At 72.6% G+C, this 26,810-nt stretch carries 10 protein-coding genes; 8 read left to right on the top strand and 2 right to left on the bottom strand.

Annotated elements, in window-relative coordinates; all coding sequences use genetic code 11:
* Positions 1-56: 56 nt before the first annotated feature.
* On the top strand, positions 57-7,997 hold the full coding sequence (locus AC069X_RS04280) for an amino acid adenylation domain-containing protein (RefSeq protein ID WP_478724896.1): 7,941 nt from the start codon (positions 57-59) through the stop codon (positions 7,995-7,997).
* Complete coding sequence (locus AC069X_RS04275; RefSeq protein ID WP_478724894.1) at positions 7,994-15,040, top strand: amino acid adenylation domain-containing protein; 7,047 nt, start codon at positions 7,994-7,996, stop codon at positions 15,038-15,040. The genes AC069X_RS04280 and AC069X_RS04275 overlap by 4 nt, the downstream gene beginning before the upstream one ends.
* Positions 15,041-15,115: 75 nt before the next feature.
* Here AC069X_RS04275 and AC069X_RS04270 read toward each other — a convergent pair whose 3' ends face one another.
* Positions 15,116-15,784, bottom strand: a complete 669-nt coding sequence (locus AC069X_RS04270; protein WP_478724892.1) for a hypothetical protein — start codon at positions 15,782-15,784, stop codon at positions 15,116-15,118.
* Positions 15,785-15,857: 73 nt separating this feature from the next.
* On the bottom strand, positions 15,858-17,216 hold the full coding sequence (locus AC069X_RS04265; RefSeq protein ID WP_478724890.1) for a lysine N(6)-hydroxylase/L-ornithine N(5)-oxygenase family protein: 1,359 nt from the start codon (positions 17,214-17,216) through the stop codon (positions 15,858-15,860).
* Between the two features lie 390 nt (positions 17,217-17,606).
* Here AC069X_RS04265 and AC069X_RS04260 point away from each other — a divergent pair, with 390 nt between their 5' ends.
* The 6 genes from AC069X_RS04260 (at position 17,607) to AC069X_RS04235 (ending at position 26,798) form a co-directional block, all read left to right on the top strand.
* Positions 17,607-18,455, top strand: coding sequence for a 2OG-Fe(II) oxygenase (locus tag AC069X_RS04260; RefSeq protein WP_478724888.1), 849 nt, complete (start codon positions 17,607-17,609; stop codon positions 18,453-18,455).
* Positions 18,456-19,222: 767 nt separating this feature from the next.
* Positions 19,223-21,745 carry a helix-turn-helix domain-containing protein gene (locus tag AC069X_RS04255; protein ID WP_478724886.1) on the top strand — a complete coding sequence of 841 codons (2,523 nt, stop codon included), beginning with the start codon at positions 19,223-19,225 and terminating at the stop codon, positions 21,743-21,745.
* 179 nt (positions 21,746-21,924) lie between these two features.
* On the top strand, positions 21,925-22,242 hold the full coding sequence (locus tag AC069X_RS04250; protein ID WP_478724885.1) for a hypothetical protein: 318 nt from the start codon (positions 21,925-21,927) through the stop codon (positions 22,240-22,242).
* 655 nt (positions 22,243-22,897) lie between these two features.
* Positions 22,898-24,055: a hypothetical protein gene (locus AC069X_RS04245; RefSeq protein WP_478724883.1), complete on the top strand. Its 1,158-nt coding sequence runs from the start codon at positions 22,898-22,900 to the stop codon at positions 24,053-24,055.
* Positions 24,056-24,195: 140 nt separating this feature from the next.
* On the top strand, positions 24,196-25,356 hold the full coding sequence (locus AC069X_RS04240; RefSeq protein WP_478724881.1) for a glutaminyl-peptide cyclotransferase: 1,161 nt from the start codon (positions 24,196-24,198) through the stop codon (positions 25,354-25,356).
* Between the two features lie 86 nt (positions 25,357-25,442).
* Positions 25,443-26,798, top strand: coding sequence for an MFS transporter (locus tag AC069X_RS04235; protein ID WP_478725117.1), 1,356 nt, complete (start codon positions 25,443-25,445; stop codon positions 26,796-26,798).
* The last annotated feature ends 12 nt before the right edge of the window (positions 26,799-26,810 follow it).

The following is a 26,810-nucleotide window of genomic DNA, read 5'->3' as shown; positions in this document are numbered from 1 at the left end:
CTATCCTAAGTTATGGTTCGGCCCATCAGCCATGCCATGAGGGGACGTGAACCTTCGTGTCGGATGCGATCATCGGCCAGAACGACGAATTCATGGACCGGCGCCGGGAGTTGATGCGTCGCCGGCTCGCCGCCCGGGGCATCGTCCGACAGAAGGACCAGGGCCCGTCCGAGCCGCCCCCGGTCGTACGCGCCACCGGGCCCACCCCCCTGTCCGCCGCGCAGCGCCGGATGTGGCTGCTCCACCAGCTGGAGCCACAGGGAACCTCGTACAACATCAGCGTCGCGGTCCGTCTGTCCGGCTCCCTCGACGTGCCGCGGTTCCTCGCGGCGCTGCGGGCCGTGAGCCGGCGTCATCACGTCCTGCGCACCGTCTACCGTACCGACGAGAACGGGAACCCCCTGCAGGTGGTCCTGCCGGATGCCGTCCTCGACGTCCCCGTCACCGACCTGACCGCCGTAGGCCACGACGCGCAGGAGGCCGAGGTCGACGCGGTCGCCGCGCGGTTGGCGGCCCGTCCCTTCGACCTCGCCCAGGACACCCCCGTCCGCTTCGGGATCCTGCGGCTGGCCGCCGCCGAGCACGTCCTCGTCCTGGTCGCCCACCACATCGCGTGGGACGACGCCAGCTGGCAGGTACTGCTCCGTGATGTCGCGGCCTCTTACAGGGGCGAGACCCTGTCCGAGCCGCCCGTCCAGTACGCCGATCTCTCGCTGGCCGAGAACCTGCACGCGGCGTGGACCGAGGCCGACCTGGCCTACTGGCGCCAGGCCCTCGATGACACCCCCGCGCCGCTTCCGCTGCCGACCGACTTCCCGCGCAGGGCCGCACGCGCGCAGGAGGGCGGCCGGCTCGTGCGGACCCTCCCTGCGGCCCTGCGGGACAAGGTGCACGCGCTGTGCCGGGCGGAGGGCGTCAGCCCGTTCATGGCCCTGCTCGCCGCCTTCAACACCCTGCTGCACCGGACATCGGGGGCCCCGGACGTCCTCGTCGGCTCCCCGGCCGTGCTGCGATCCGCGGGCGGGGCCGAGAACCTCGTCGGCAACTTCGGCAACACACTCGTCCTGCGGACGACGGCCGGCCCCGGGATCACGTTCAAGGCCTTGCTCGCATCCGTTCGCACCATGTGCCTGGGGGCCTACGCCCACCAGGCGGTGCCCTTCGACGTCCTGGTGCAGGAGCTGCGACCCGAACGCACCATCGGCCACCACGTGTTCTTCGACGTGATGTTCTCCCTCCGCAGCGACGTCTGGGAAGGGTTCGACCTGCCCGGCATCCGGCTGGCCGAGCGGGCCGTGCCGGGCAACGCCGCCGCCTTCGATCTGGCGGTGTCCGCCGTCCTGGACGCGGCGGGCACGCTCACCCTCGACACCACCTACCGCCGGGACCTGTACTCGGAGGCCACCGTCGAACGGTTCCTGGGCCGCTTCGAACGGCTGCTGGAAGCAGCCCTGACGGCACCCGGCACCCCGATCGGCGACCTGGAGCTCCTCGACGGCGACGAGCTGGAAAGGGTGTTGACCACCTGGGGCGCCGGCAACCGGCCGCCGCTCCCCTCCCTCACCATCCCCGGACTGTTCGCCGAGCAGGTGCGCAAGAGGCCTGGGGCGACGGCGCTGACCTGGGAGGCGGAAGGGACGGCGGGGGCGGCGGGAACCGAGCACCGTCTGACGTACGCCGAGCTGGACGAGCGGTCCGACGCCCTGGCCCGCGAACTCGCCGCCCTGGGCGCCGGTCCCGAGCGGGTCGTGGCCGTCGCCCTGCCCCGCACCGGAGAGTTCCTCGTCGCCGCCCTCGCCGTGATGAAGGCAGGTGCGGCCTACCTCCCGGTCGACCCCGAGTACCCGGCGGACCGGATCGCCCTGATACTGAGGGACGCCCGGCCCGCCCTGGTGGTCACCGACACCGCCGGCTCCGGCCGCCTGCCCTCCGGCCCGTCCGTCCGGGTCCTCGTGGACGACCCGTCCCGGCCCGGTCCGGGCCGCACGGCGGAGTTGCGGCCGCCGACACCGGCGCAGGCCGCCTACCTGATCTACACCTCGGGTTCGACCGGCCGGCCCAAGGGCGTGGTCGTCACCCACCTGGGCATCCCCGGTCTCGTGTCGACGATGGCCGAGGGCTTCGGTGCCGGGCCCGACAGCTGCGTACTGCAGTTCGCCTCCTTCAGCTTCGACACCTCGGTGTGGGAGTGGACGATGGCCCTGCTCACCGGCGGCACGCTGGCCATCGTGCCCGCCGACAAGCGCCTGGGGGCCCCGCTCGCCGACTTCTGCGCGCGGCACGGCGTCACCCACCTGACCCTGCCGCCCGGTGTCCTGGCGACTCTCCCCGACGAGCACGCGCTCCCTGCCGGGGCCACGCTGGCGGTCGCCGGCGAGGCCTGTCCGGCCGATCTGATGCGCCGCTGGTCCGCCACCACGCGCATGTTCAACTCCTACGGCCCCACCGAGACCACGGTCGACGCCACGCTGTGGGCCTGCACCCCGGACCACGAAGGAACCGTGGTCCCGATCGGCACCCCCGTGCACAGCACCGCGGTCCGCCTGCTGGACCACCGGCTCCACCCTGTGCCCCCGGGCACGCCGGGTGAGCTGTACGTCGCCGGTGACGGTCTGGCCCGCGGCTACCTCGGCCGCCCGGGACTCACCTCGGAGCGGTTCGTCGCCGACCCGTTCGGTGCACCCGGCACTCGCATGTACCGCACGGGCGACCTCGCCCGGTGGACCGCAGGAGGCGTCCTGGAGTACCTCGGGCGGGTCGACCACCAGGTCAAGATCCGCGGCTTCCGCGTCGAACCCGGCGAGATCGAGCAGTTCCTGCTCCGTGCCGACGGCATCGCCCAGGCCGCGGTCATCGCCCGCGAGGACACCCCGGGGGACCTCCGGCTCGTCGCCTACGTGGTCGGCGCCGAAAGCGCCCCGGAGCCGAGTGTGGAGGCCCTGCACGAACGGCTCGCCGCAGCGCTGCCCGCGCACATGGTCCCCGCGGCCATCGTGCCCCTGGAGAAGCTGCCGCTCACCGACAACAACAAACTCGACCGCCGGGCGCTGCCCGCCCCGGTGTACGGCGGCGGCACGCACCGCGAGCCGGCCACCGCCGCCGAGGCCACCCTGTGCGCCCTGTTCTCCGACGTGCTGGAGACCCCCGCCGGGCCCGACGACGACTTCTTCCTGCTGGGCGGGCACTCCATGCTCGCGGCCCGGCTCATGACACGCATCGAGGCGGAGTTCGGCATCCGGCCGCCCCTGCGCGCCCTGTTCGACACCCGGACGCCCGCAGGACTCGGCCGGCTGCTCGACGGGGGCCGGCCCACGGCGGCGGGCGGACGTCCGGCACTGACCCCCGGAGCGGCCGGCGAGGGGCCGCTGCCCCTGTCGTTCTCGCAGCGGCGCCTCTGGCTCCTGCACCAGTTGGAGGAGCCCGGCCCCGCCTACAACATCCCGACCGCGCTGCGGATCAGCGGCCCGCTGGACCACGGCGCGCTCGCCGCCGCCGTGGCGGACGTCGCGTCGCGGCACGAGACCCTGCGCACCGTCTTCCGCGCGGAGGACGGCAGGCCGTACCAGCTGGTGCTGAAAACCGGGCAGGGACCGCGCCTTCAGGTACGCCGCTCGGCACCGGACACGGTGGACCACGCCCTCGCCGAGGCCGCCGCGCACGTCTTCGACCTGGCCCAGGAGCCTCCGCTCCGGGCCACCCTGTTCGCCTGCGGACCCGAGGAGCACGTGTTGCTCCTGCTGCTCCACCACATCGCCGGTGACGGGCAGTCCCTCCCGGTCCTGGTCGGCGACCTGGCCGCGGCCTACCGGGCCCGGCTGGGCGGTGAGGCCCCGGAGTGGGAGCCGCTCCCCGTCCGGTACGCCGACTTCGCCGTCTGGCAGCGCGAGCTCCTCGGGGCCGCTTCCGACCCCGGCAGTCTCACGGCTCTCCAGTCTGCGTACTGGAAGGACGCCCTGGACGGGGCCCCGGACGAGCTGCGCCTGCCCACGGACCGGCCCCGTCCGGCCGAGGCCACCAACCGTGGGGGTATGGTCCGCTTCCGTGTCGGGGCCGAGCTCGCGCAGCAGGTCCGTACTCTCGCCGCCGGCCTGGGGATCACCCCGTTCATGGTCTACCAGGCCGCTGTCGCCGCCCTGCTGACCCGCCTCGGGGCGGGCGAGGACATCCCGCTGGGCACCCCTGTCGCGGGGCGTTCCGAGAAGGAACTGGACGGGGTCGTCGGCCTCTTCGTCAACACGCTGGTCCTGCGCACCGACACCTCTGGCGATCCGTCGTTCGAGACCTTGCTCCACCGCGTCCGCGACACCGCGGTCTCCGCGTTCGAGCACCAGGACCTGCCGTTCGAGCGGCTGGTGGAGATTCTCAACCCGCCTCGCTCGACGGCCCGTCACCCCCTGTTCCAGGTGATGGTGGTGCACCAGTCCGGTACCGCCTCGAAGCTGCCGGTGCCCGGGCTCCGGTCCCGGCCCGAAGTCGTCTCCGCCGGCACCTCCACCTTCGACCTGAGCCTCACCTTCATCGAGGGTTTCGATCCCGATGCCGAGCCCGGCGGCGTCGGCGGCTTCGCCGAGTACAGCGCCGATCTGTTCGACCCGGACACGGTGGAGCGGCTGGTCGGCCGGCTGCTGCGGCTGCTGGCCGCCGCCGTGGCCCGCCCGGAGCTCCCGGTCTTGGCGCACGAGGTCCTGACCGACGCGGAGCGCGACGTGCTGCTCGCCGCGCCGGTGCCCTCCCCTGCCGCTCCACCGCTGCACGAGGCGTTCGCGGCACGGGTCCGGCGGACGCCGGATGACGTGGCGCTCGTGCTCGGCGGCGGTTCGGGAGCCCCCGAGCGTCTCACCTACGCCGAGCTCGACGCCCGCGTCGACCGGATCGCCGCTCTCGCCGCCGCGCACGGCGCCGGTCCCGACCGGCTGGTGGCCCTCGCCCTGCCGCGGCACGAGATGGTGCCCGCGCTGCTCGGTGTCCTGCGCTCCGGGGCGGCCTTCCTGCCGCTCGACCCCGGCCATCCCGTCGAGCGGCTGGTGCGGACCCTGGACGACGCCCGCCCCGTCTGCCTGCTGACCACCGGCGTCCTCGCTGCGGCGATGCCCTCGGAACAGGGCCTGCCCGTGGTGCTCGTGGACTCGGACGCCCCCCTGCCCGGAACGGGTTCCGCGGTGGTCCAGTCCCGGCCATCCGACCTGGCGTACGTCATCTACACGTCCGGCTCGACCGGCCTTCCCAAGGGCGTGGGCGTCACGCACGGCAACCTGGCCAACCTGTACGCGGCCCACACCTCGACCCTGTTCCCGGCGGAGGTCCCCGAGGCCGGAGGCCGGCGACTGCGGGTGGGGCACATCGCTCCGTTCGCCTTCGACGCCTCGCTGGACCCGGTCGTCCTCATGGCCGGCGGCCACGAGCTGCACGTCCTGGACGAGCTCACCTACCCCGACGCCGAGGCAGTGGCGGCGTACGTCGACCGCGAGCGGATCGACTACCTCGACCTCACGCCCGCGCACCTCCAGCAGCTGATCAAGCACGGCCTGCTCGACGAGGGCCGCCACCGGCCGGTCCTGCTCGGCCCCGGCGCGGACGCCATGCCCGACGCGCTCTGGCGGGAGCTGGGCACGCATCCGGCGGTCACCGCGTACAACTTCTACGGCCCGACCGAGTGCACCGTCGACTCGGTGGTCGCCCTCGTCACGGGCGAGGGCTCCCCTCGCATCGGCCGCCCCATCCGCGGCGCGACGGCCTACGTCCTCGACGACCGGCTCCGCCCGGTCCCTCCGGGCGTGACGGGCGAGCTCTACCTCGCCGGCGCCGGGCTGGCCCGCGGCTACCTGGGCCGGCCGGGCCTCACCTCCGAACGGTTCACCGCGGACCCCTACGGCGCGGCCGGTACCCGGATGTACCGCACGGGCGACCTCGCCCGGTGGACGGGCGACGGCGAGCTGGAATGCCTGGGCCGGGCCGACCACCAGGTGAAGATCCGCGGGTTCCGCATCGAACCGGGCGAGATCGAGGCGGTACTCGGCCGCCACGAGGGCGTGGCCGAGGTCGCGGTGATCGCCCGCGACGACCTGCCCGGCTCCCGCCGCCTGGTCGCGTACATCGTGCCGTCAGCCGGCCACGAGGCCGACCCGGACGCCTGGCGTGACCATGCCGCGGCCCTGCTGCCCGACCACATGGTGCCCGCGTCGTGGGTCGCGATGGACAGGCTTCCGCAGTCCTCCCACCGCAAGCTGGACCGGGCCGCGCTGCCGCTTCCCGTCCTGCCCGGGCAGGGCGCGGGCCGGGCCCCCGCCACGGCGGCGGAACAGCTGTTCTGCGACCTGTTCTCCGCCCTGCTGGGTCAGGAAGGCACGGACGCCGACAGCAACTTCTTCGAGCTGGGCGGCGACAGCGTCATCTCCCTCCAGCTGGTGAGCCGGGCCCGCGCGGCCGGATGGTCGATCGGCCCCCGGGAAGTGTTCCGGTACCAGACCGCGGCCGCACTCGCGGCGGTCGCCAAGCCGCTCGATGCCGCACCGGACCGGCCGGCGGACCCCGGCACGGGCCGGGTCGCCGAGACCCCGATCACCGCATGGCTCCGCGAGCTCGCGGCATCGGCCGGCTCCCGCGTCACCGTCGACAGCTACAGCCAGGGCATGACACTTGCCACCCCGCCCGGGCTGTCCCGCGAGGCGCTGACCACCGTCCTGCAGGCCGTGCTGGATGCCCATCCCGCGTTGCGGGCCCACCTGGTGACCGCCGAGGACGGCTGCTGGGAGCTGGAGGCCCCGGCCCCGGGCGCCGTACGGGCCGAGAGCGTCCTGCGGATCGCCGAGGGAAGCCTGCGCGACGAGGCCACGGCCGCCCGGGACCGGCTGCGCCCCGCGTCCGGGGTCATGCTCCAGGCCGTCTGGGCGCCGGCCCCGGCCGGGGTCCCGGGACGGCTGGTGCTCGTGGTGCACCACCTGGTCGTCGACGGAGTGTCCTGGCGCATCCTGTGCGGTGACCTCGACGCCGCCTGGCGCGGCACGGAGACCGATGCCGAGAACACCTCGCTGCGCGCCTGGAGCGCGCTGCTGCGCGGCTACGCACGGAGCACGTCAACGGTGGCGCAGCTGGACGACTGGCGTACGGCGCTGGACGGCACCCGGGGGACGGCCCTCGCGGCCGCCCTGGATCCCGCCCGGGACACGGCCGGCTCCGTCGCCCGCCACACCGTGACCGTGGCCGCGCAGGAGACCGAAGCCCTGCTCACCACCGTTCCCGCCGCCTTCCACGCGAACGCGGAGGACGTGCTCCTGACGGCCCTGGCGCTGGCGGTCGCGGAACACCGGCGCGGTACGGCGGGCTCCCCGGCGGGCGACCGGGCCCTGAGCGTCCAGCTCGAAGGCCACGGGCGCGAGGACGTCCCCGGCGCGGAGACGGATCTCTCGCGCACGGTGGGCTGGTTCACCTCCGTCCATCCCGTGCGGATCGACCCCGGCGCCGTCGACCTGGCCGAGGCCCGGGCCGGCGGGCCTGCCGCGGGACAGGCGCTGAAGAGCGTCAAGGAGCAGCTGCGGTCGGCCCCCGACGGTGGGCTCGGGTTCGGGGCCCTGCGGTACCTCAACCCGGAGACGGCCGGCGCACTGGCCGCCGTGCCCGTTCCCGAAGTGGCCTTCAACTACCTGGGCCGGTTCGGCGCCGGCCAGGGGACGGCAGCGTGGCAGCCCGTGGCCGGGGACGACGCCCTCTTCCACGGTGTCGACCCCGCGCTGCCACTGGCCCATGCCCTGGAGATCGACGCCCATGTGGCTCCCGGTCCCGACGGCGCCCGGCTGACGGCCACGTGGTCGTACGCGCCGGGCGCCCTGCCCGCGGCCCGTGTGGAAGGTCTCGCGGACACGTGGCTCGCGTACCTGCGGGCACTGGTACGTCACACCACCGCGGCCGACGCAGGCGGCTGGACGCCTTCCGACCTTTCCCTGATCTCGCTCACGCAGGACGAGATCGACGACTTCGAGGCCGACTGGAGGGTTTCGTGACGTCCCGTCCCAAGCTGGAGGACATCCTCCCGTTGACGCCGCTCCAAGAAGGCCTGTTGTTCCGGGCGGAGCTCGACAGCACCGGACTCGACGTGTACGCGGGGCACCTGCGGCTCGACCTGCGCGGGCCGGTGGACGGCCCGCGCCTGCGGGAGGCGGCGCAGCGCCTGCTGGACCGGCGGCCGGGGCTGCGCGCCGCATTCCGCCGGAACCGGCAGGGCAAGGCGGCCGCGCTCATACCCTCCGGGGTGGACGTTCCCTGGAGCTTCGACGACCTGTCGGGGCTGTCCCCGGCTGACCGCGAGCGGGAGACCGAGCGGCTGACCCTCCTCGACACGGAGCGGGGGTTCGACCTGGGCCGGCCTCCGCTGATCCGGTTCAGGCTGCTGAAGCTCGGCGACGGTCTGCACCGGCTGGCGGTCACCAACCACCACATGATCCTCGACGGCTGGTCACAGCCCCTCCTGGTCCAGGAGTTGTTCGCCCTCTACGCGCCGGCGAGCGGTCCGGCACTGCCGCCTCCGGTGCCGCCGAGGGTGTACCTCGACTGGCTGGCCTCCCAGGACCAGCGGGCCGCAACCGCCGCGTGGACCGCCTCGCTGGAGGGCATCGACAGCCCGACTCTGGTGGCTCCGGGCGCCGGCGACTCGGTCGCCGCCCGCCCTCGGAAGGTCGTCGTCGAACTCTCCGAGGACCTCACGTCTGCCGTGGGTGCGACCGCGCGTTCGCGCGGCCTGACCCTCGGCACCGTCGTCCAGGGCGCCTGGGCCCTCGCGCTGGCCCGCACTCTGGGTCGGACCGACGTCGTCTTCGGCGGCATCGTGTCCGGCCGGCCGGCCGACCTGCCCGGCGTCGAGTCGATGATCGGCGTGTTCGTGAACACCGTGCCCGTACGGGCCGTACTGCCTCCGGCCGAGGCGTTCGCGACCGCGCTGGCGCGGCTGCAGGCCGAGCAGTCCGACCTGGTCCCGCACCAGCACATGGGTCTGGCGGAGATCCAGCGAGCGGCCGGCGGCCGGGACCTGTTCGACACGCTCGCCGTGGTGGAGAACTACCCGTTCGACCCCGGCTCCATGGCCGAACTCGCCCCGGGGCTGCGGATGACGGACGCGGGCGGCGACGAAGGCGTGCACTACCCCCTCGCCCTGACCGCACTGCCCGGCAGGCGGCTGCGCCTGGACCTCGGCTACCGTCCCGACGCACTGGACGAGGAGCGGGTGCGGCAGGTCGCGGACCGGCTGCACAGGGCATTCGAGGCGTTCACTGCCACTCCGGACCTCCCCCTCGGGCGGCTCGACCTGCTCGGAGCCGGGGAATCAGCCGCACTCACCAGGGCCCCCGCCCGGCACCCGGTCCCGGACACCACGCTGACGGCGCTCCTGACCGAGCAGTGCGCCCGTACGCCGCAGGCATCCGCCGTCGTGTGCGAGGAGGCCGAGCTGAGCTACGGCGAACTCGAAGCCCGTGCGGGGGAGCTGGCCTCCCGGCTGGCCCGGCTCGGTGCCGGTCCCGGGCGGGTGGTGGCGGTGGCCCTGCCGCGGTCCGCCGAGCTGGTCGTGGCCCTGAACGCGGTCCTGCGCGCCGGTGCCGCGTACCTGCCGCTGGACCCCGGCTATCCGGCCGACCGGCTCGCGTTCATGCTCGCCGACGCCGCGCCGGTCGCGCTGGTGACCGACGCCTCGACCGGCGCGCACCTGCCGCAGGACGCGTCCGTCCCCGTGGTGGCCGTGGATGCTTCCGAGGCTTCCGAGGCTTCCGCCGACGGTGACGCATCGAGGGCGGTGCTCCGGTCCGCCGCGCCGGACGATCCGGCGTACGTGATCTACACGTCCGGCTCGACCGGCCGTCCCAAGGGCGTGGTGGTCCCGCACTCGGCGATCGTCAACCGCCTCCTGTGGACGCAGGGCGAGTACGGGCTCACCCCCGCCGACCGCGTGCTGCAGAAGACCCCTTCCAGCTTCGACGTGTCGGTGTGGGAGTTCTTCTGGCCGCTGATCACGGGGGCCACCCTGGTGGTGGCCCGTCCGCAGGGGCACCTCGACCCGCGGTACCTCGCCCGGCTGATCCGGGAGCGGGGCATCACGACGGCCCACTTCGTCCCGTCGATGCTGCGCGCCTTCCTCGCCGAGCCCGAGGCGGCCGGCTGCACCGGTCTCACCCGCGTGCTGTGCAGCGGCGAGGCCCTCGCCCCCGACCTGGTGGGGTCCTTCCACGAGCTCTACGCCGGCGAGGTGGAGCTGCACAACCTGTACGGCCCGACCGAGGCCGCGGTCGACGTCACGTACCGGGCGTGCCCGCCCGGGGACGCGGACCGCGACACCGTGCCCATCGGCCGCCCTGTGTGGAACACCTCGGTGTACGTACTGGACACGGGCCTGCGCCCGGTCCCCCCGGGTGTCCCCGGTGAGCTGTACCTGGCGGGGCCGCAGCTGGCCCACGGCTACCTGGGGCGGCCCGCGCTCACCGCGGAGCGCTTCACGGCCGACCCGTACGGCCCGCCCGGCAGCCGCATGTACCGCACCGGCGACCTGGCACGGCTGGGCAGCGACGGAGCCGTCGAATACCTGGGCCGTACCGACGAACAGGTAAAGATCCGCGGATTCCGCATCGAACCCGGTGAGATCGAGGCCGCCCTCGCGGCGCAGCCCGGCGTCCGGGAGGCCGCGGTGGTGGCCCGGCGGGGCCTGGGCGCGGGCGGTGATCCCGTGCTCGTCGCCTACGTCGCCGGCACCATGCCGGATCCGGCGTCGCTGCGCCGCGCGCTCGCGTCCACGCTGCCCGGGCACTACGTGCCGGCCGCGTTCGTGATGCTGGACGCCCTGCCGCTGACGCCCAGCGGCAAGCTCGACCGGCGGTCCCTGCCTGCTCCGGACCTCGGCGCCGCGGCGGGCACCGGCAGGCGGCCCCGCACCCCGGGCGAGGAGATGCTCTGCGACCTGTTCGCGGAGGTCCTGGGGGTGCCCGAGACCGGTATCGACGACAACTTCTTCGACCTGGGCGGACACTCCCTGCTCGCCACCCGCCTGGCCGGCAGGGTCCGGTCCACCCTCGGGGTGGAACTCGCGCTGCGGACGCTCTTCGACGCTCCCACCGTGGCGGCGCTGGCCCAGCGCCTGACCAGTGGTGACGTGCGGCCTCCGCTCCGTGCGGGGGTGCGTCCCGAACCGCTGCCGCTGTCGTTCGCGCAGAGCCGGATGTGGTTCCAGTACTGCCTGGAAGGTCCGCACCCCGCCTACAACATGGCGTTCGCGGCGCGGCTCACCGGCGACCTCGACACCGCAGCGATGCGGGAGGCCCTCGGCGATCTGACCGACCGGCACGAGACCCTGCGGACACTGCTGACGGACCGGAACGGCACCCCCCGGCAGGTGATCCTGCCGGCCGGGTCGGCACGGCCCGCGATGCCGGTCACCGCCGCCACGGAGACGGAGCTGTCCGGTCTGCTGGCCGCTGCCGCCGCCCGGCCGTTCCGCATCGACGAAGAGCCGCCCTTCACGGCCGAGTTGTTCGCCGTGGACCAGGAGCAGCACGTGCTGCTGCTGGTGCTGCACCACGTCGCCGCCGACGGCTGGTCGGCGCTTCCGCTCCTGCAGGACCTCGCGGACGCCTACCTGGCGCGCACCCGGGACGAGCTTCCCGTACTCGCGCCGCTCCCCGTCGGGTACGCGGACCACGCCGTCTGGCAGCGCGGGCTGCTGGGCGAGGAGTCCGATCCGGAGAGCCTGCTGAGCACCCAGGTCGCCTTCTGGCGGATTGCCCTCGCCGGCCTGCCGGAGGAGCTCCCGCTGCCCACCGACCGGCCCCGGCCCGCCTCCCCCAGCCTGCGTGGTGCCACGGTCGAGGCGGAGGTGTCCGCCGGTCTGCACTCAAGGCTCCGTGCGCTGGCGCGGCGCTGCGATGCCAGTGTCTTCATGGTCCTGCACGCCGCGCTCGGCGTGCTGCTGACCCGGCTCGGTGCCGGCACCGACATCCCTGTCGGCTCACCCGTCGCCGGACGGGGGGACGACGCCGTGGACGAGGTGGTCGGGTTCTTCGCCAACACGCTGGTACTGCGTACCGACACGTCGGGCGACCCCACCTTCCGCGAGCTGGTGGCCAGGGTCCGCGAGACCGATCTGGCCGCCTACGCCCACCAGGACGTCCCGTTCGAGCGGTTGGTGGAGCTGCTCAACCCGGCCCGTTCCATGGCCCGGCATCCGCTGTTCCAGGTCATGCTCAGCCACCAGGCCAGGCCGGCGATGGACCTGGCCTTCGGCGGGCTCTCCGTGGCCCAGGAGCCGGTGGAGATGGGGACCTCCAAGTTCGACCTGGCCTTCGAGGTCGTCGAGGAACACGGCCGGGACGGTATGACCTTGGGGGTGGAGTACAGCACGGACCTCTTCGACCGGGCCACGGCCGCCAACATGACCACCCGGTTCCTGCGGGTCCTGGAGGCGGTCACCCAGTCCCCGGAGCAGCCCATCAGCTGTCTGGAACTCCTGGCGGCCGAGGAACGCCACCAGGTGTTCGGCGACTGGAAGGGCGACCGTGTGGACGCCCCGCTGTCCACGCTGCCGGAACTCTTCGAGGCCCAGGTCCGGGCCACGCCCGACGCCACGGCCCTCGTGTGCGGGAGCGTCTCGTACACGTTCGCCGAGCTCGACCGGCGTACGGCCCGCCTGGCAGGCCTGCTGCGGGCCAAGGGCGTCGGACCGGAGCGGATGGTGGCCCTGCTGCTGCCGCGCGCTGCCGACACGGTGGTCGCTCTGCTGTCCGTGATGCGGGCGGGCGGCGCCTACGTACCGATCGACCCCGGCTACCCGTCCGGACGCATCGCGCACATTCTCGGCGACTCCCGGCCCACCCTGCTGATCACCACCGGCTCTCTGGCCGCGCTGGCCCCGGACGCCGCCGAGGTCGAGTCCGTCGTCCTGGACTCCCCCGAGGTCCAGGACCGCCTTGCCGATGCGGCGGGCACCCCGGCCCCGGGGAACCTGCCGCACCCGCGGGCGGGCCACCCCGCGTACGTCATCTACACCTCGGGATCCACGGGCCTGCCCAAGGGCGTCGTCGTGGAGCACCGCAGCATCGCGAACCTCTTCTACAGCCATCGTGAGCTGCTCTACCGTCCGACGGTCGCCGCGGCCGGGGGACGGAGCCTGCGTGTGGCCCACGGCTGGTCGTTCGCCTTCGACGCCTCCTGGCAGCCGCAGTTGTGGATGCTGGACGGCCACGCCCTGCACGTCGTCACCGAGAACACGCTCCGGGACCCCGACCTGCTCGTCGGGTTCATCGGCGAGCACAGGATCGACTTCATCGAGGTCACCCCGTCCCACGCCATGCAGTTGGCCGGCGCCGGACTGATCCGGGAGGGGCGCAGCTCCCTGCTCGCGCTCGGTGTGGGCGGGGAGGCCGTGCCTTCCCCGCTCTGGCAGGACATGCGCGGCCTGGCGAACACCGCCGGGTTCAATCTCTACGGGCCGACCGAGTGCACCGTCGACGCCCTGGCCGCGCGCGTCTCGGACGGGGAGCGCCCGCTGGTGGGCCGGCCGACGGCGAACACGGCGGCGTACGTGCTCGACGGGCGCCTCCAGCCCGTGCCGGCCGGAGTGATCGGTGAGCTGTATCTGTCAGGGGCGGGCCTGGCCCGTGGCTACCTCGACCGTCCGTCGCTCACGGCAGAGAGGTTCGTGTCCGATCCGTTCGGCGCTCCCGGCACACGCATGTACCGCACGGGAGACCTGGTGCGCTGGATGCCGGACGGGAAGATCGACTACCTCGGCCGCACCGACGACCAGGTCAAGATCCGCGGGTTCCGCATCGAGCTCGGCGAGATCACGGCGGCCCTGGCCTGGAACCCGTCGGTGCTGCAGGCCGCCGTGGACGTCCGCGAGGACGACGTGCGGGGCAAGTACGTCGTCGGCTACGTGGTCCCGGCGGCGGGCTCCCCCTTCGACCCGGCCGCGCTGCGCAAGCAGCTCACCCGGATGCTGCCCGACTACATGGTGCCGTCCGTCTACGTCGAGCTGGACGCCCTCCCGCTGACCGACCACGGCAAGCTCGACCGGCGTGCCCTTCCGGCACCGCCGGCCGCGCGGGTACGAGCCGGGCGCGGACCGCGCGACGTCCTGGAGGCACAGGTCGGCGAGATCTTCGCCGAGCTCCTCGACCTCGCGGAATGCGGCCCGGAGGACGACTTCTTCGGCCTCGGCGGGCACTCCATGCTCCTGATGCGGCTGCGCGACCGGATCCAGCGGGCCACCGGCCGCCACGTCGCCGTGGCCGACCTCTTCCGGCACACCACACCGGCGGCGCTCGCCGGTCTCCTGCGCGACACCGCCGGGGCTGTGCCGGGGCAGCTGGACGTGCTCTTCACCCTCCGTCCGGGGCCCGGCGCGGGCGCGGAGGCTCCCGCGCCGCTGTGGTGTCCGGCGCCCGCGACCGGACTCGGATGGCGGTACGCGGCCCTCCTCCCCCACGTGCCGGCCGATGTCGCGGTGCACGCCCTCCAGGCACCCAACCTCGCGGGAGGCCCCGCACCGGCGTGCCTGGGCCGGCTGGTCGACCGGCACCTGGCCGAGCTGACCCGAGTACAGCCGAGCGGCCCCTACCGGCTGCTCGGCTGGTCATTGGGCGGCGTCCTGGCCCACGCCCTGGCCTGCCGGTTGCAGGAACGCGGTGAGGAGGTGTCCCTGCTCGCGCTGCTCGACTCCTATCCCGGCGACGACGGAGGCACGGCAGCGGAGACGGACGCCTCCGCAGCGGCAGCGATCGCCTCGGCCGCTCAGGGGCTCGGCCTCCCGGAGCGAACGATCGCGGCGATGGGGGCCAATCACCGGGACGCGGTCCGGCTGCTGGCCGGCTCCAAGCCCGGACGCTACCGGGGGACGCTCCTTCACTTCCGTGCCGAGGACTCCGCGTACGAGGCTGCCGAGTGGGCCCCCTACACGGAGGGCGAGGTGGAGGTCCACACGGTGGCCGGGGACCATGACGGGGTCCTCGACACCGCCGCGGTCCGGTCGATCTCGCAGGTACTGCGCCCGTACCTGATGGCGGACGGGTAGACGGCAAGGAAACGGGCGCTGCCGCCCACACCCTGGGGTGTGGGCGGCAGCGCCGTTCCGGAAGCCGTCGCCCGGTCACTCCGTACCGGGTTCCGGGGAGGGGTCCGCGATGATCGGGGCGTCTCGCCGTACGAGCCGGTAGCTCGGTTGTTCCACCGCGGCCGGCCGGGAGCCCGGACGCCTGCGACGGACCGCGGCAGCAACGGCGTACTGTCTGGTCCTGCTGGGACGGGCTTGCTGCGCGGCGTGCACCAGAGCGGCCATGACCGCCGACGTCTGCCAGAGCCTGCGGAACCGCCGGACCGGGATACCGGCCAGCTCGGCTGCGGCCGGCCAGGTGTCGCCCCTGCTGATCGCCGTGAGCGCGACCCTGATCATCGCCGGTGTGATCCGGTCCCGCGGTTTGGCCCCGTGGGCCCGGGCCAGGGCAGTCGCCGCGTTCAGGGCGGCGGCGAAGGCGGCGTCCTTCTCCACCCAGCTCCGCAGCATCCGTACGGGAACTCCGGCCCAGACGGCCGCCGCCTCGGGGCCCAGGCCGCGGGTCGTGGCCTCCAGCACGGCCGCCATCCGGGACACCGTCTCATCGCGCTGGCTGGAGAGGGCACCCAGCGGCTCGCTCAGTCGCCTCTCCACCTCCTCGCGCGCACCCAACCATGCGACCACCCGGGCGGCCGACGCGACGGCCTCCGCCGCGCCAGTGGTCTCCTCCGCTTCGGACACCGCGTTCCCCTGATTGCTCGTCATCGCGTGTACCCCAGGGGACGGTGGGGGCTGTCGCACACCCCACCGTCCCCTGTCCTCTGTCCTCTGTCCTTCGTCAGCCCCGGACGGGGTCGGTCTCACGCCCCTGATCGGCCCTCAGCGCCTGCGCCGTGCGGCGGAGCAGCAGGGAGTCGCAGATCTCGCCCGAGCGGACGGCGAGGGTCGACAGCAGGGATGAGGTGATGCCGTGCGTATGCTCCGTGCCACCCTGGAGGTATACACCGACGTCGACGTGGTCGGCCATGAGCACCCGGTGGTCGCGGTCGACCCGGAGCCGGCCTTCCTCGTCGGTGAGGCAGTCGGCGGCGAGTTCACCGAGCAGCCCCCGCGGGTCGACGGGCCGGTAGCCGGTCGCCATGACCACGGCATCGCAGTCGAGGACCTGCTGTTCTCCGTTCGTCAGCGAGCGGACCACGACACGGACGCCGTCGTCCAAGGGGGCGACACCGACGAGTTCGGTGGTGTTGAGGATGCGCAGGCGCTCGCGCCCGGCGACCCGCTCCTGGTAGTGGGCGCGGTAGAGCTGCTCGATGAGGTCGCCGTCGACGACCGAGTAGTTGGTGTTGCGGTGATAGCAGTAGAGGTCCTTCTTCACCTCGTCCGGCGCCGTGAAGAAGTCGTCGACCGCCGACGGGTCGAAGATCCGGTTCGCGAAGGGGCTGTCGTCCGCCGGGCTGTAGCCGTACCGAGTGAAGACCGCGTTGACCTCGGCGTCGGGGAAGGTCCGGTGCAGGTGGTCCACGACCTCCGCGGCGGACTGTCCCGCGCCGACGACGGCGAACCGCTGATGCCGCGGGTCCTTGACCCCTGGAGCCCGGAAGAGGAAGTCGCGCGTGTGCCACACGTGGTCTCCGGCTTCCACGCCATCGGGCAGCCGCGGGGTGAGGCCGGTGCCCACCGCGATGTTGAGCGTACGCACGGCCTCTGGCGGCGTGCCCCCGAGAACGTCTTCGGAGAGCACGTCCACGGCTTCGACACGCCCGCCGGCGGTGCGGACGGGTCGGACCTGGGTGACGCGGTGGCCGTAGTCGACGCTGTCGGTGAACTCGGCGGCGCACCACTCGAAATAGTCGTGGAACTCGAGCCGGGTGGGGAAGAACGTCTTCTGGTTGATGAAGTCGGCGAGCCTGGCGCGTTCCTGAAGGTACATCAGGAACGAGAACCGGCTGGAGGGATCTCGCATGGTGACGAGGTCCTTGAGGAAGGAGACCTGCATCGTGGCCCCCTCGAGCAGCATGCCCCGGTGCCATCCGAAGCGCTCCTGCTGCTCGACGAACCGGGCCCGCAGCGCGCGCTGACCGTCTCGCCGGTTCTGGTCGGCGACCGCGATGGCCAGAGCGAGATTGGACGGGCCGAAGCCTATGCCGACCAGGTCCTGGACTGTCTGGCCGCTGCCCTCTCGGCGTCCCGCCATGCTGGTCCCTCCGTTGTGCCCAAAGGCCGTTGTCCGCGGCACGGAACGCACACACCGCCAACCCGCTGAGGTTAGGCAGACCTAACCGTCGCCCCAGCGCATGGGCAGTGTCAAGTGGCCGCCACGGGTGTGTGGGAGGGACGCTGCGGGCCGCCTCCGCATCGGAGCCGGGCCATCCCAACCGACGGGCGAGATTGCACCACGTCGCGGGAAACCCGCTTGTACGCACGTGAGTTGAGAACCACGGGCCGGACGGGCCCCATCAGCGCCCGGTCGCACTCCGCGCCCCGCTCCGGCCGGCGGCGAAGCCGAGACGCGTCCTGACATGCACCCCATGCGCCCCTCAACCGCCCCTTCGGTGAAGTCGGGAGTCCGCGTACGGTTCCGGCCATGAGCGGACACACGACCGAACCGCACACGCCGACGGAAATCAACGCCGAGGCCCTGCCTCCCTCCGATCAGTGGTCGCCGATCCCCGTGATACCCGCACCGATCTGCCGCTTCGAGAGCTTCCTCGGCACGGAGCGCGCCGACGCCCTCCTGGCGTACGCGATATCCCGAGAGGCCGACTTCAAGGCGGGGACCGTCATGGACCCCTTCACGGGACAGACCTCCCGCAAAGGCCGCGAATCCCTCGTCCTGCCCGTGACCAGTTCCGTGTTCAGCGCACACCTCGCCGACTGCCTGCCGCTCACCCAGGAGATCCTCGCCCATCGGGCCACGCTCACACAGTCCTTGACGGTCCTCACGGCGCACGGCGAGGGGAGCCACTACGGCATCCACACCGACGCCTCACGGGTCCGGGACGTCAGCACCGCCCTCTCCGCCGTCTACTACCTCCACCGCAAGCCCCGCGGCTTCGACGGCGGCCAGCTCAGGCTGTACGACACGCTGCTGCGCGACGGCGAGGCGGCGCCGGCCGAGTCCTACCGCACGATCGAGCCCGAGCACGACACCCTCGTCGTCTTCCCGGCGAGCGCCTTCCACGAGGTCGTGCCGTCGGTGTGCCCTTCCGGAAAGTTCGCCGATCACCGCTTCACCCTGACGACGTGGATCAGCGCCGCGCCCTCCGGTACGACCACGACGGAGCCCCTGTCCGGAATCGGCCAGTGGATGTCCCGTGCGGCCGAGCGCACCCGGCCACTCGCCGACGTCGCGTCCGACCACGACGGCGGCACCCCCGTCGGGCTGCCCGCGCCCTCGCCCGCCACCCGCCTGCGCTTCCCCACACCCTCATGACGCCGAATCCGACACTGTGCGGAGGGGCTTCCTCCGGGGGCGGGAGTGAGCCGGCGGCGGTCGTGTGGTGATGCGGCACACAAGTAGGCCTGTGATGGTGATGGACTGCCACATATGCCGCTGACCTGGGGACTTCTACCCTGGCCTCTCTCACTCACAGGAGTGGTGCCCGCACTTGGCGCCGTGCGTGTCGACTGATACGAACTCGGCGGCCAAGATCCGACGGCGCAGTGCGCAGCCCGGCGGTCATGGGTAGCGCCTGGGTTCGCCGGGGCGATCGAAGTAGAAGCCCCGAGCCTCTTCGGGTTCCGGGGCGCCGTCACACAGGCAGGGACAACCGCCGCCTTCCACCAGGGCGCTGCCGTCAAGGAGGTCTCGACCGGCCACCGCGAGGGCGTGCAGACCTGGAGACCGGCATCAACTCCGCGACTGGATCGTGGCCGGCACCCGCGGCGGGGTATGGCTGCGCCGCCCCGCCGGCCGCGAGCAGCCCGAGCCCCGTCTGGATGCGGCCCGGTTCAACCGGATCAGCGGCCCCATCACCGCGCCCAGCACGCCTCGTAGGAGGAGTGCCTGCGCCCCCTAGGGCCGCTGAAAGCCGGCCCTGCCCCGTCCGAGCCACTGCGCGCAGGGCGACGCCCGCCCGCAGCTCGCCGCCTCCGGCCGGGGTCGGGGCCGGCACAGGTCGGCTGACCGGCCATGGGTGGCCGGCGGCCACCGGTAGGCTGCGACGGCCGGTCGTACTGGTCGCTCAGGGGGGATGCGGGATGGCGGAGGACCTCGGCACCTTGCTTCGTGAGCTGCGCGAGGGAGCGAACCTGACACAGGAGCAGGTGGCCGATCGCTCCGGGGTCAGCGTGCGCACCATCCGCCGCCTGGAGAGCGGCAGCTCCCCGAACCACCGGACCGGAACGGTGAATCTGCTCGCGGACGCGCTCGGTCTGGACGAGGCGCACCGCCTGCGTATCGCGGCCGCCCTCACCCGTTCGCCCCGCTCACCCTCCGCCCGGGCGGGCACCGGTAGGCAACGCCGGCCCGACCCGGTACCGGAACGTTTCCCCACCCCCGGCCGGGATCCCGGCGCCGCCCTCCCGGAAACCGGTGCCGACGGCCCCGGCCAGGGGGCACGTACCGCCGAGCGGCCGCCCGTCCCCGACGCGTACGCCGAAGCGGCGCGGGAGCTGGCGACGGAGGTCCGGCGCCGCTGGCGTCATGAGGAGGCCCAACGCCGCGTCCACGACCCGTTCCCGCTGCCCGTGCGGTGGCAGCCCGCGCCGGCCGACCTGACCGATCGCGCGGAGAACATCCAGCGCCTCGGACCGGGTGAGACCGCCCGTGCGCTGGATCTCGGGGGCGACCTGCGAAGCATGGGCGAGGTCTATCTCAGGATCCCCTCAGGACGGCTGGTGATCCTGGGCCGGGCCGGCTCGGGGAAATCCGTCCTCACGATCAGGCTCGCGCTCGACCTCCTGAACGCCCAGGCCCCTCACGGCCGTGTTCCGGTCATCTTCAGCGTCGGCTCGTGGGACCCCTCCACCACCGCCCTGCGGGACTGGCTGATCGCGCGGCTGCTGCGCGACCACCCGCATCTGGCCCGCCGCACCGCCGGCGGGGCGTGCCTGGCAGCCGCGCTGGTCGACAACGACCTGATCCTGCCGGTCCTGGACGGGTTCGACGAGATCGCCGAAGGCCTGCGGCGGGACGCCTTGGACGCCCTCAACACGACCTCCCTGCCGCTCGTCCTCACCAGCCGGAGCGAGGAGTACGCCGAGGCCGTCCGAGCCGCGCACGCGCCGCTGGTGTGGGCCGGGGCCATCGAGCTCACCGACCTCACGCCGCAGGATCTCGCCGACTATCTTCCCCGCACCACCCGTGCCCTGCCCTCCGACGGGAGCGATGCCCACATCACAGCACCGGCCCGCACTTCCTGGGACGCGGTGCTCACACGACTGCGTACGCGCGGGAGCCAGGCGCCCGCACACCTCGCCACGGTGCTCACCACCCCGCTCATGGTCATCCTCGCCCGCACCCTCTACAGCGAGACGCCCGGCCGGGATCCGGCCGAGCTGCTCGACACCGACCGGTTCCCCTCGGCGCAGAGCCTGGAGGAGCACCTGCTGGCCGGGTTCGTCCCAGCCGTCTACAGACGCCGCGCCCCGGAGAGGGGCCCAGCGGGTCGGCGGGCCGCCGGTTCGCCGCACACGGATCCGGCCCGGGCAGAAGGCTGGCTCGGCCATCTCGCCCACCACCTGGTGCGTCTCGACCGTGAACGCCACGACCTCGCCTGGTGGCAGCTCGGCGATTCGATGTCGCGGCGGCAGCGGACCACCGTCCTCGCCCTAGCCGCCGCCATGAGCATCGCCCTGGCCCACTGGCTGCTCGGCCTGCTGCTCACCGCCCTGTCCCTCGGGGAGGTCCTCCTTCAGGGAGGGCTCATGGGGGCGGCCGTCGGCCTCGGGTTCGGAGCCATCCACGCCATGACGGGCAGAGCCGGCGGCGGCCTGGAACCCGCCCGTGTCCGGCTGACCCTGCGCGCCGCCCGCGACGGGCTCGGCCGACGGCCCCTGCGCACCTTCTCCGTCCGGTTCGGGCAAGGCCTGACCGGCGGCACGGTCATGGGCGTCGGATGCGCCTACGGCCTCACCGTCGAACGCGCGCTGGTCTCGGGGACACCCCTCTTCGATCCGCACGTGGTGCAGGGCACCTTGATCAACATGGTGGTCCTCGGGCTGATCTTCGGCTCGGCCGCCGGTGTCGTTCTCGGGCTCATGTCGGTGCTCGAAGCCCCCGTGGACGTCACCGCGGCGGCCACCCCGGTCAGCCTGCTGTCCGCGAACCGTACGACGGCCTGCGGTCAGTTCCTCATCCTGGCTCCGGCCCTGACCCTGTTCGTCGCCTTCGGCGGATACCTCGTCGTCGATCTCCTCCGGACGGTGATGGGACCACTGCACTGGGGTCTGGAGGACAGCCTGTTCATCGGCGCGGTCGGCGGCCTCGGCGGCGCGGCCTCCTACGTGCTCACCTTCACGGCCTGGGGCCGATGGATCGTCCTGGCACGGGTCTGGCTGCCCATGGCCGGCCGGCTCCCCCGGGACCCCGGCGCGTTCCTGGACGACGCCTATTACCGCGGGGTGCTGCGCCAGACCGGCGCCGTCTACCAGTTCCGCCACGTCCGGCTCCAGCACCACCTCGCACACACGTACCGGGGCCGGCACCGGCACCTCGCACCGGCCACGTTCGCTCCCCCTCCCGGCGGCACACCGCCGCCGGGAGAGCCCGACGGGGGCTGACCTGGGCTGACACGGTCGCCGCCCGGCCGTTTCGCAAACCGGTCACAGATGGCCGGTCGGTTGGCCTGTCGGCCGGGCGGTACGGGGCGCCAGCATCGGAGCGATCCCCCTTCCCCCCACCGGCCCCCGGTCCCTCCGCCGGTGCGGGGCCCAGCTCCTGACGACATCGAGGAAAATTCATGAGCCGAGGACAGAACACCCCCGCGCAGGACCTCCTGGCCAGTCTCGTCTTCCTGGCCATCGGCGCGGCGATCGTCTTCGTCGGATTCCAGATCCACAGTTCGCCTTCCGACTGCGGCGGCGAGACGATGAAGGCGGGCGACACCTGCGTCAGCTACTCAGGCGGCCACGAGACGGGAAGCAAGAGCCTGGACGAGCAGAAGTCCAGCAACTCGACCGGCGCGAACGTGGCGTTCGTCATCGGAGGGCTCGTGATGCTCGGCAGCGCCTGGGGAGCCGTCGGCGCCGCGGGACGCGTGATCACTTCGGCCCGCTGACCGCCGCGAGCAGAGGATCGTCCGGCGCCTGTCCCGTCGTTGATCCGGCAGGTGATCACGTCGACCTCGTCGGTTCCCGCCAGATCCGGATAATGCCCTTGAGGGCTTCCCGGAGTTCGGCCGCGGGTCGTCAGCCCTCGGCCTGGGCGTCCTGGTGGGTGAGGTCGCTGACCCGGCAGTGCCTGACGTCGGTCACGTCTGCCGGCAGGACGACTCCCGGGTCGCTCTCGAACACCAGCCGGGCCGGGCCGGGTCACGGAAACGGGTGGTCCTGGTCTTGGCGCCCGAGCGGACCGCTCCGAGGTGGCGGGGGTTGAACCGGGTGATCGGGGGGCCGACCGTCTCGGGGTCCTGGTAGAGCGATGGGTCGAGACCGCTCAAGCCTTCCGGGGTCCATCGCCGAGTCAGCGGCATCAGGTCTGCGGCGAGCACGGACCTGCGCCCCGCCGGCGTGGGCACGATGGCGCGCGAGGCACTCGTCACCAGGCTTCAGCAGGGACGCCGGTCTCCGAGGCGGGACTTCGACGGAACCATGCGTTCCCACGCCGCAGCCGCCGGGGTTGCACTCCCGCCCCCGCGCTCGGTGCCGAACCGGGCGCGGGGCGCCCAGCGTGACGTCGCCGTGGTTCCGCTGCGGCAATGAGGTGACGTATTCGTGCAGGGCGTATCCAGCCCGGAGGCGCAACGTTCTCCGGTGGGCATTCCGGATCCATGCCGTGTTCGGTTCAACGCTCCTGGCCGGAGCAGCCCGGAGGATTTCCACAGACAGGAGAAGACCGTGCGTACTCGAGGGTTGAAGTTGAAGTGGCCTTCGGCCTCCCTCATCACCGTCCTGGGACTGAGCACGGTGCTGCCGTTCGCCATGGGCATGACCCCCGCGCATGCGCAGGGGCCGGTACTGGAGATCACCAAGAGCCACGAAGGAAACTTCACCCAGGGTGGGGGCGCCCAGTACACCATCACCGTGACCAACAGCGGCACCGAAGCCTACAACGGCCCCGTCCTCGTGACCGACAGCCTGCCGGCCGGGCTCACCGCAGTCGCTGTCTTCACCCCCGCCGGCTGGTCCTGCGCCATCAACCCCGACCCCGAGCCAGAAGGATTCCGGTGCGACACCAATGGTCCTCTGCTTGCCGAGTCGACTCACACCTTCATCCTCAACGTCACCGTCAACGAAGACGCACCCTGCTCCCTCACCAACACGGCCACTGTCGGCAGCTTCGAATCCGTGATGGACACGGCCGACGACCCCACCATCGTCACCGGCGGAACGTGCCCCCCGGCGAACCCCGCGAGCTTGGCCATCGACAAGTCCCACTCCGGCAATTTCGCCCAGGGCGGGACCGGCAGCTATACGCTCCGCGTGTCGAACGCCGCCGGTGCCGGACCGACCACGGGCACCGTCACCGTGGCCGACACCCTGCCGGCCGGCGTCACCCCCACGAACGCGTCCGGCACCGGCTGGACCTGTGACATCGCAGGGCAGACCGTGACCTGTACGCGCGACGATGCTCTGGCGGCCGGGGGCAGCTACCCCGCACTCACCGTGTCCGTCAGCGTGACCACCAGCGCCGCGTGCACGTTCACCAACACGGCGAGCGTCTCCGGCGGCGGCAGCGCCACAGCCTCGGACGACGACCCGACCACCGTCACCGGCGGTACCTGCAACGGTGGGAACGGCGGAGGTTCGCTCCTGCCGATCGACCTGAACGGCACCTTCACGATGTTCAACAACATCAGCACCAGCAACAACATCAACAGCCCCGGTGCCGGCAACACCACCGCCCAGTCCTTCGCCAACACCGCCGGCTGACCCCCGCACGCCGATCCGGGCCCCACCCCGACGCCGGTGGTGGCCCGGCCATCATGCCCAGTTGCAGGAAACGCCCTCCCGGGACTCGCCGCCCCCGGACGGCGCCCAGGGAGCTGTGACCGACCCGGAGGGAACGCCCCGTGCACGAGCGTCTCGGGCCAGCCGTAGCGGCGCTGCTCGCCGGAGCGCTCTGCCTCGGCACCCTCGCAGCGGGCGGTGACGGTACTCGGGGGCCAACGTCCGCACTCCACGTCGTATCCCCGGGAGTGCTGGGGCGCAGCACGCACAGAAGCAAGATCCCGCTGCTGCGGATCGAGGTGCGAGGCGTCCTGGCTCACGATCCCCAGGCCTCCACCCAGGGCCTGGAGTTCTACGGGGCCACCCTCTATGAAAGCACCGGCCTGGTCGGGCGCTCCTCCGTGCGCGCGGGGCCACCCGGCCGGCCTCCCACGGCCCGCGCCGAACTGTCCGCACCGCTGTTCGGCGAGGGCATCACGGTGTCTGGCGGCAAGCTCTGGCAGCTCACCTGGCGGAACGGCATTGCCATCGAGCGCGACCCCCGGACCCTGAGAGAGCACCGCCGGGTCACCTACCAGGGCGAAGGCTGGGGCCTCTGTCACCAACGCGTGGCCGGACGGGAACAACTCGTCATGAGCGACGGCACAGACCGGATCACGTTCCGAGACCCGAAGACCTTCAACGTGACGGGCCGCATCAGCGTGCGCCAGGACGGGCGACCCGTGACACGGCTCAACGAACTGGAATGCACACCTGATGGCGCGCTCTACGCCACCGTCTACCCGACGGACACGATCAAGCGCATCGACGTACGCACTGGCGTCGTCACCGCACACATCGACGCCTCTGGACTGCTCTCTCCGTCTGAACGACGTAGGACCGGCCAACTCAACGGCATCGCCGCAGTCCCGGGAACCGACCTGTTCCTGCTCACTGGCAAGAACTGGCCACGCGCGTTCCAGGTCGCCTTCGTCCTGAGTGGAACTTGGATCGTTCGGTGTAACCCCCGATCAAGGTCCCACGCGGTGGTCTCGGGGCGGTCCACGTCGCGGGCGCGGCCGAGCGCGGTCAGCGCGTCGGGGACAGCCTCGGGTCCGTCGTGGTTGAGGGCCGGGTCGGTGCGTGCTTCGACGGCGATGAGGAAGTCCGCGACGGCTTCGTGCGGAGTGCCAGCCGTGAAGCAGGCAAATCCGACACTGTGCGGAGGGGCTTCCTCCGGGGGCGGGAGTGAGCCGGCGGCGGCCGTGTGGTGGTGCGGCACACAAGTCGGCCTGCGATTGTGATGGTCTGCCACATATGCCGCTGACCTGGGGACTTCTACGTTGTGGCCACACCCGACGTCCCCGCAGACACCCTGGAAGTGGTGCACATGGTCTCCCCCGCAGCGAGCAGAACGAGCCCGTCCGGCATACGCAGGATCGTCGCCGCCAGTCTCGTCGGGACCACCATCGAGTGGTACGACTTCTTCCTCTACGGCTCCGCCGCCGCGCTGGTGTTCAACACGCTCTTCTTCCCCGCCAGCGATCCCCTCGTCGGCACCCTGCTCGCCTTCCTCACCTACGCCGTCGGCTTCGCCGCCCGGCCGCTCGGCGGGGTGGTGTTCGGGCACTACGGGGACCGGATCGGGCGCAAGCGGCTGCTCGTGGTGAGCCTGCTGATGATGGGCGGGGCCACCTTCGCCATCGGGCTGCTGCCGACGCACGCCGCCATAGGCGGGGCCGCGCCCGTGCTGCTCACCGTGCTGCGGCTGGTGCAGGGGTTCGCGCTCGGCGGTGAGTGGGGCGGGGCGGTGCTGCTCGTCGCCGAGCACGGGGACGACCGGAACCGGGGGTTCTGGGCGTCCTGGCCGCAGGCCGGTGCGCCCGGCGGGAACCTGCTCGCCACCGGGGTGCTCGCCCTGCTGGCCGCCGTCCAGTCCGACGAGGCGTTCCTCGCCTGGGGCTGGCGGGTGCCGTTCCTGCTGTCCGGGGTGCTGGTGGTGGTCGGGCTGTGGATACGGGTCTCGGTGTCGGAGTCGCCGGCGTTCCTGGAGGCGCGGGCCCGGGCCGAGGCCGAGGAGGCGGCGGGGGCCCGGCAGCGGCCGCCGGTGGTGGAGGTGCTGCGTTCGGGCCGGCGCGGGGTGCTGACCGCGATCGGGGTGCGGCTGGGGGAGAACGTCTCGTACTACGTGCTCACGGCGTTCCTGCTCGTCTACGTGACCGTGCACCTCCACCTGCCCAAGGGCGACGCGCTGAACGCCGTGCTGATCGGCTCGGCGGTGCACTTCGTGACGATCCCGCTGTGGGGCGCGCTGTCGGACCGGATCGGGCGGCGTGCGGTGACCCTGGTGGGGGCGGTCGGGATGGCGGGCTGGGCGTTCGTCTTCTTCGCCCTGCTGGACTCCCGGTCCTTCCCGGTGATCGCCGTCGCGGTCACCGCCGGCCTGCTGCTGCACGGTGCGATGTACGGGCCCCAGGCGGCTTTCATCTCGGAGATGTTCGACACCCGCGTCCGCTACTCGGGAGCCTCCATGGGGTCCCAGGTGGCTTCCATCTTCGGCGGTGCGCTGGCCCCGGTCATCGCCGTGGAGCTGCTCAAGGAGTACGGGTCCTCCGTGCCGGTCTCGGTCTACCTGTGCGCGGCGGCCCTGATCACCGCGGTGACCGCGCTCGCCGCCCGCGAGACGCGCGGCCGCAGCCTCGACGGACCCGCCCGGCAGGCACCGGCCGTCCCCGTCAAGGGCTGACGGGTCGGGCGC

The sequence above is a fragment of the Streptomyces sp. NPDC043896 genome, from assembly GCF_056435605.1.
Note: the sequence above shows the minus strand (reverse complement) of the source record. Positions and strands in the feature narration are given on the sequence as shown.

Bases quoted from the DNA above. Each gene is read 5' to 3' on its own strand.
- AC069X_RS04270 (WP_478724892.1), bottom strand. From the start codon at position 15,784: ATGACGAGCAATCAGGGGAACGCGGTGTCCGAAGCGGAGGAGACCACT.
- AC069X_RS04265 (WP_478724890.1), bottom strand. From the start codon at position 17,216: ATGGCGGGACGCCGAGAGGGCAGCGGCCAGACAGTCCAGGACCTGGTC.
- AC069X_RS04235 (WP_478725117.1), top strand. From the start codon at position 25,443: ATGGTCTCCCCCGCAGCGAGCAGAACGAGCCCGTCCGGCATACGCAGG.
- AC069X_RS04250 (WP_478724885.1), top strand. From the start codon at position 21,925: ATGAGCCGAGGACAGAACACCCCCGCGCAGGACCTCCTGGCCAGTCTC.
- AC069X_RS04255 (WP_478724886.1), top strand. From the start codon at position 19,223: ATGGCGGAGGACCTCGGCACCTTGCTTCGTGAGCTGCGCGAGGGAGCG.
- AC069X_RS04260 (WP_478724888.1), top strand. From the start codon at position 17,607: ATGAGCGGACACACGACCGAACCGCACACGCCGACGGAAATCAACGCC.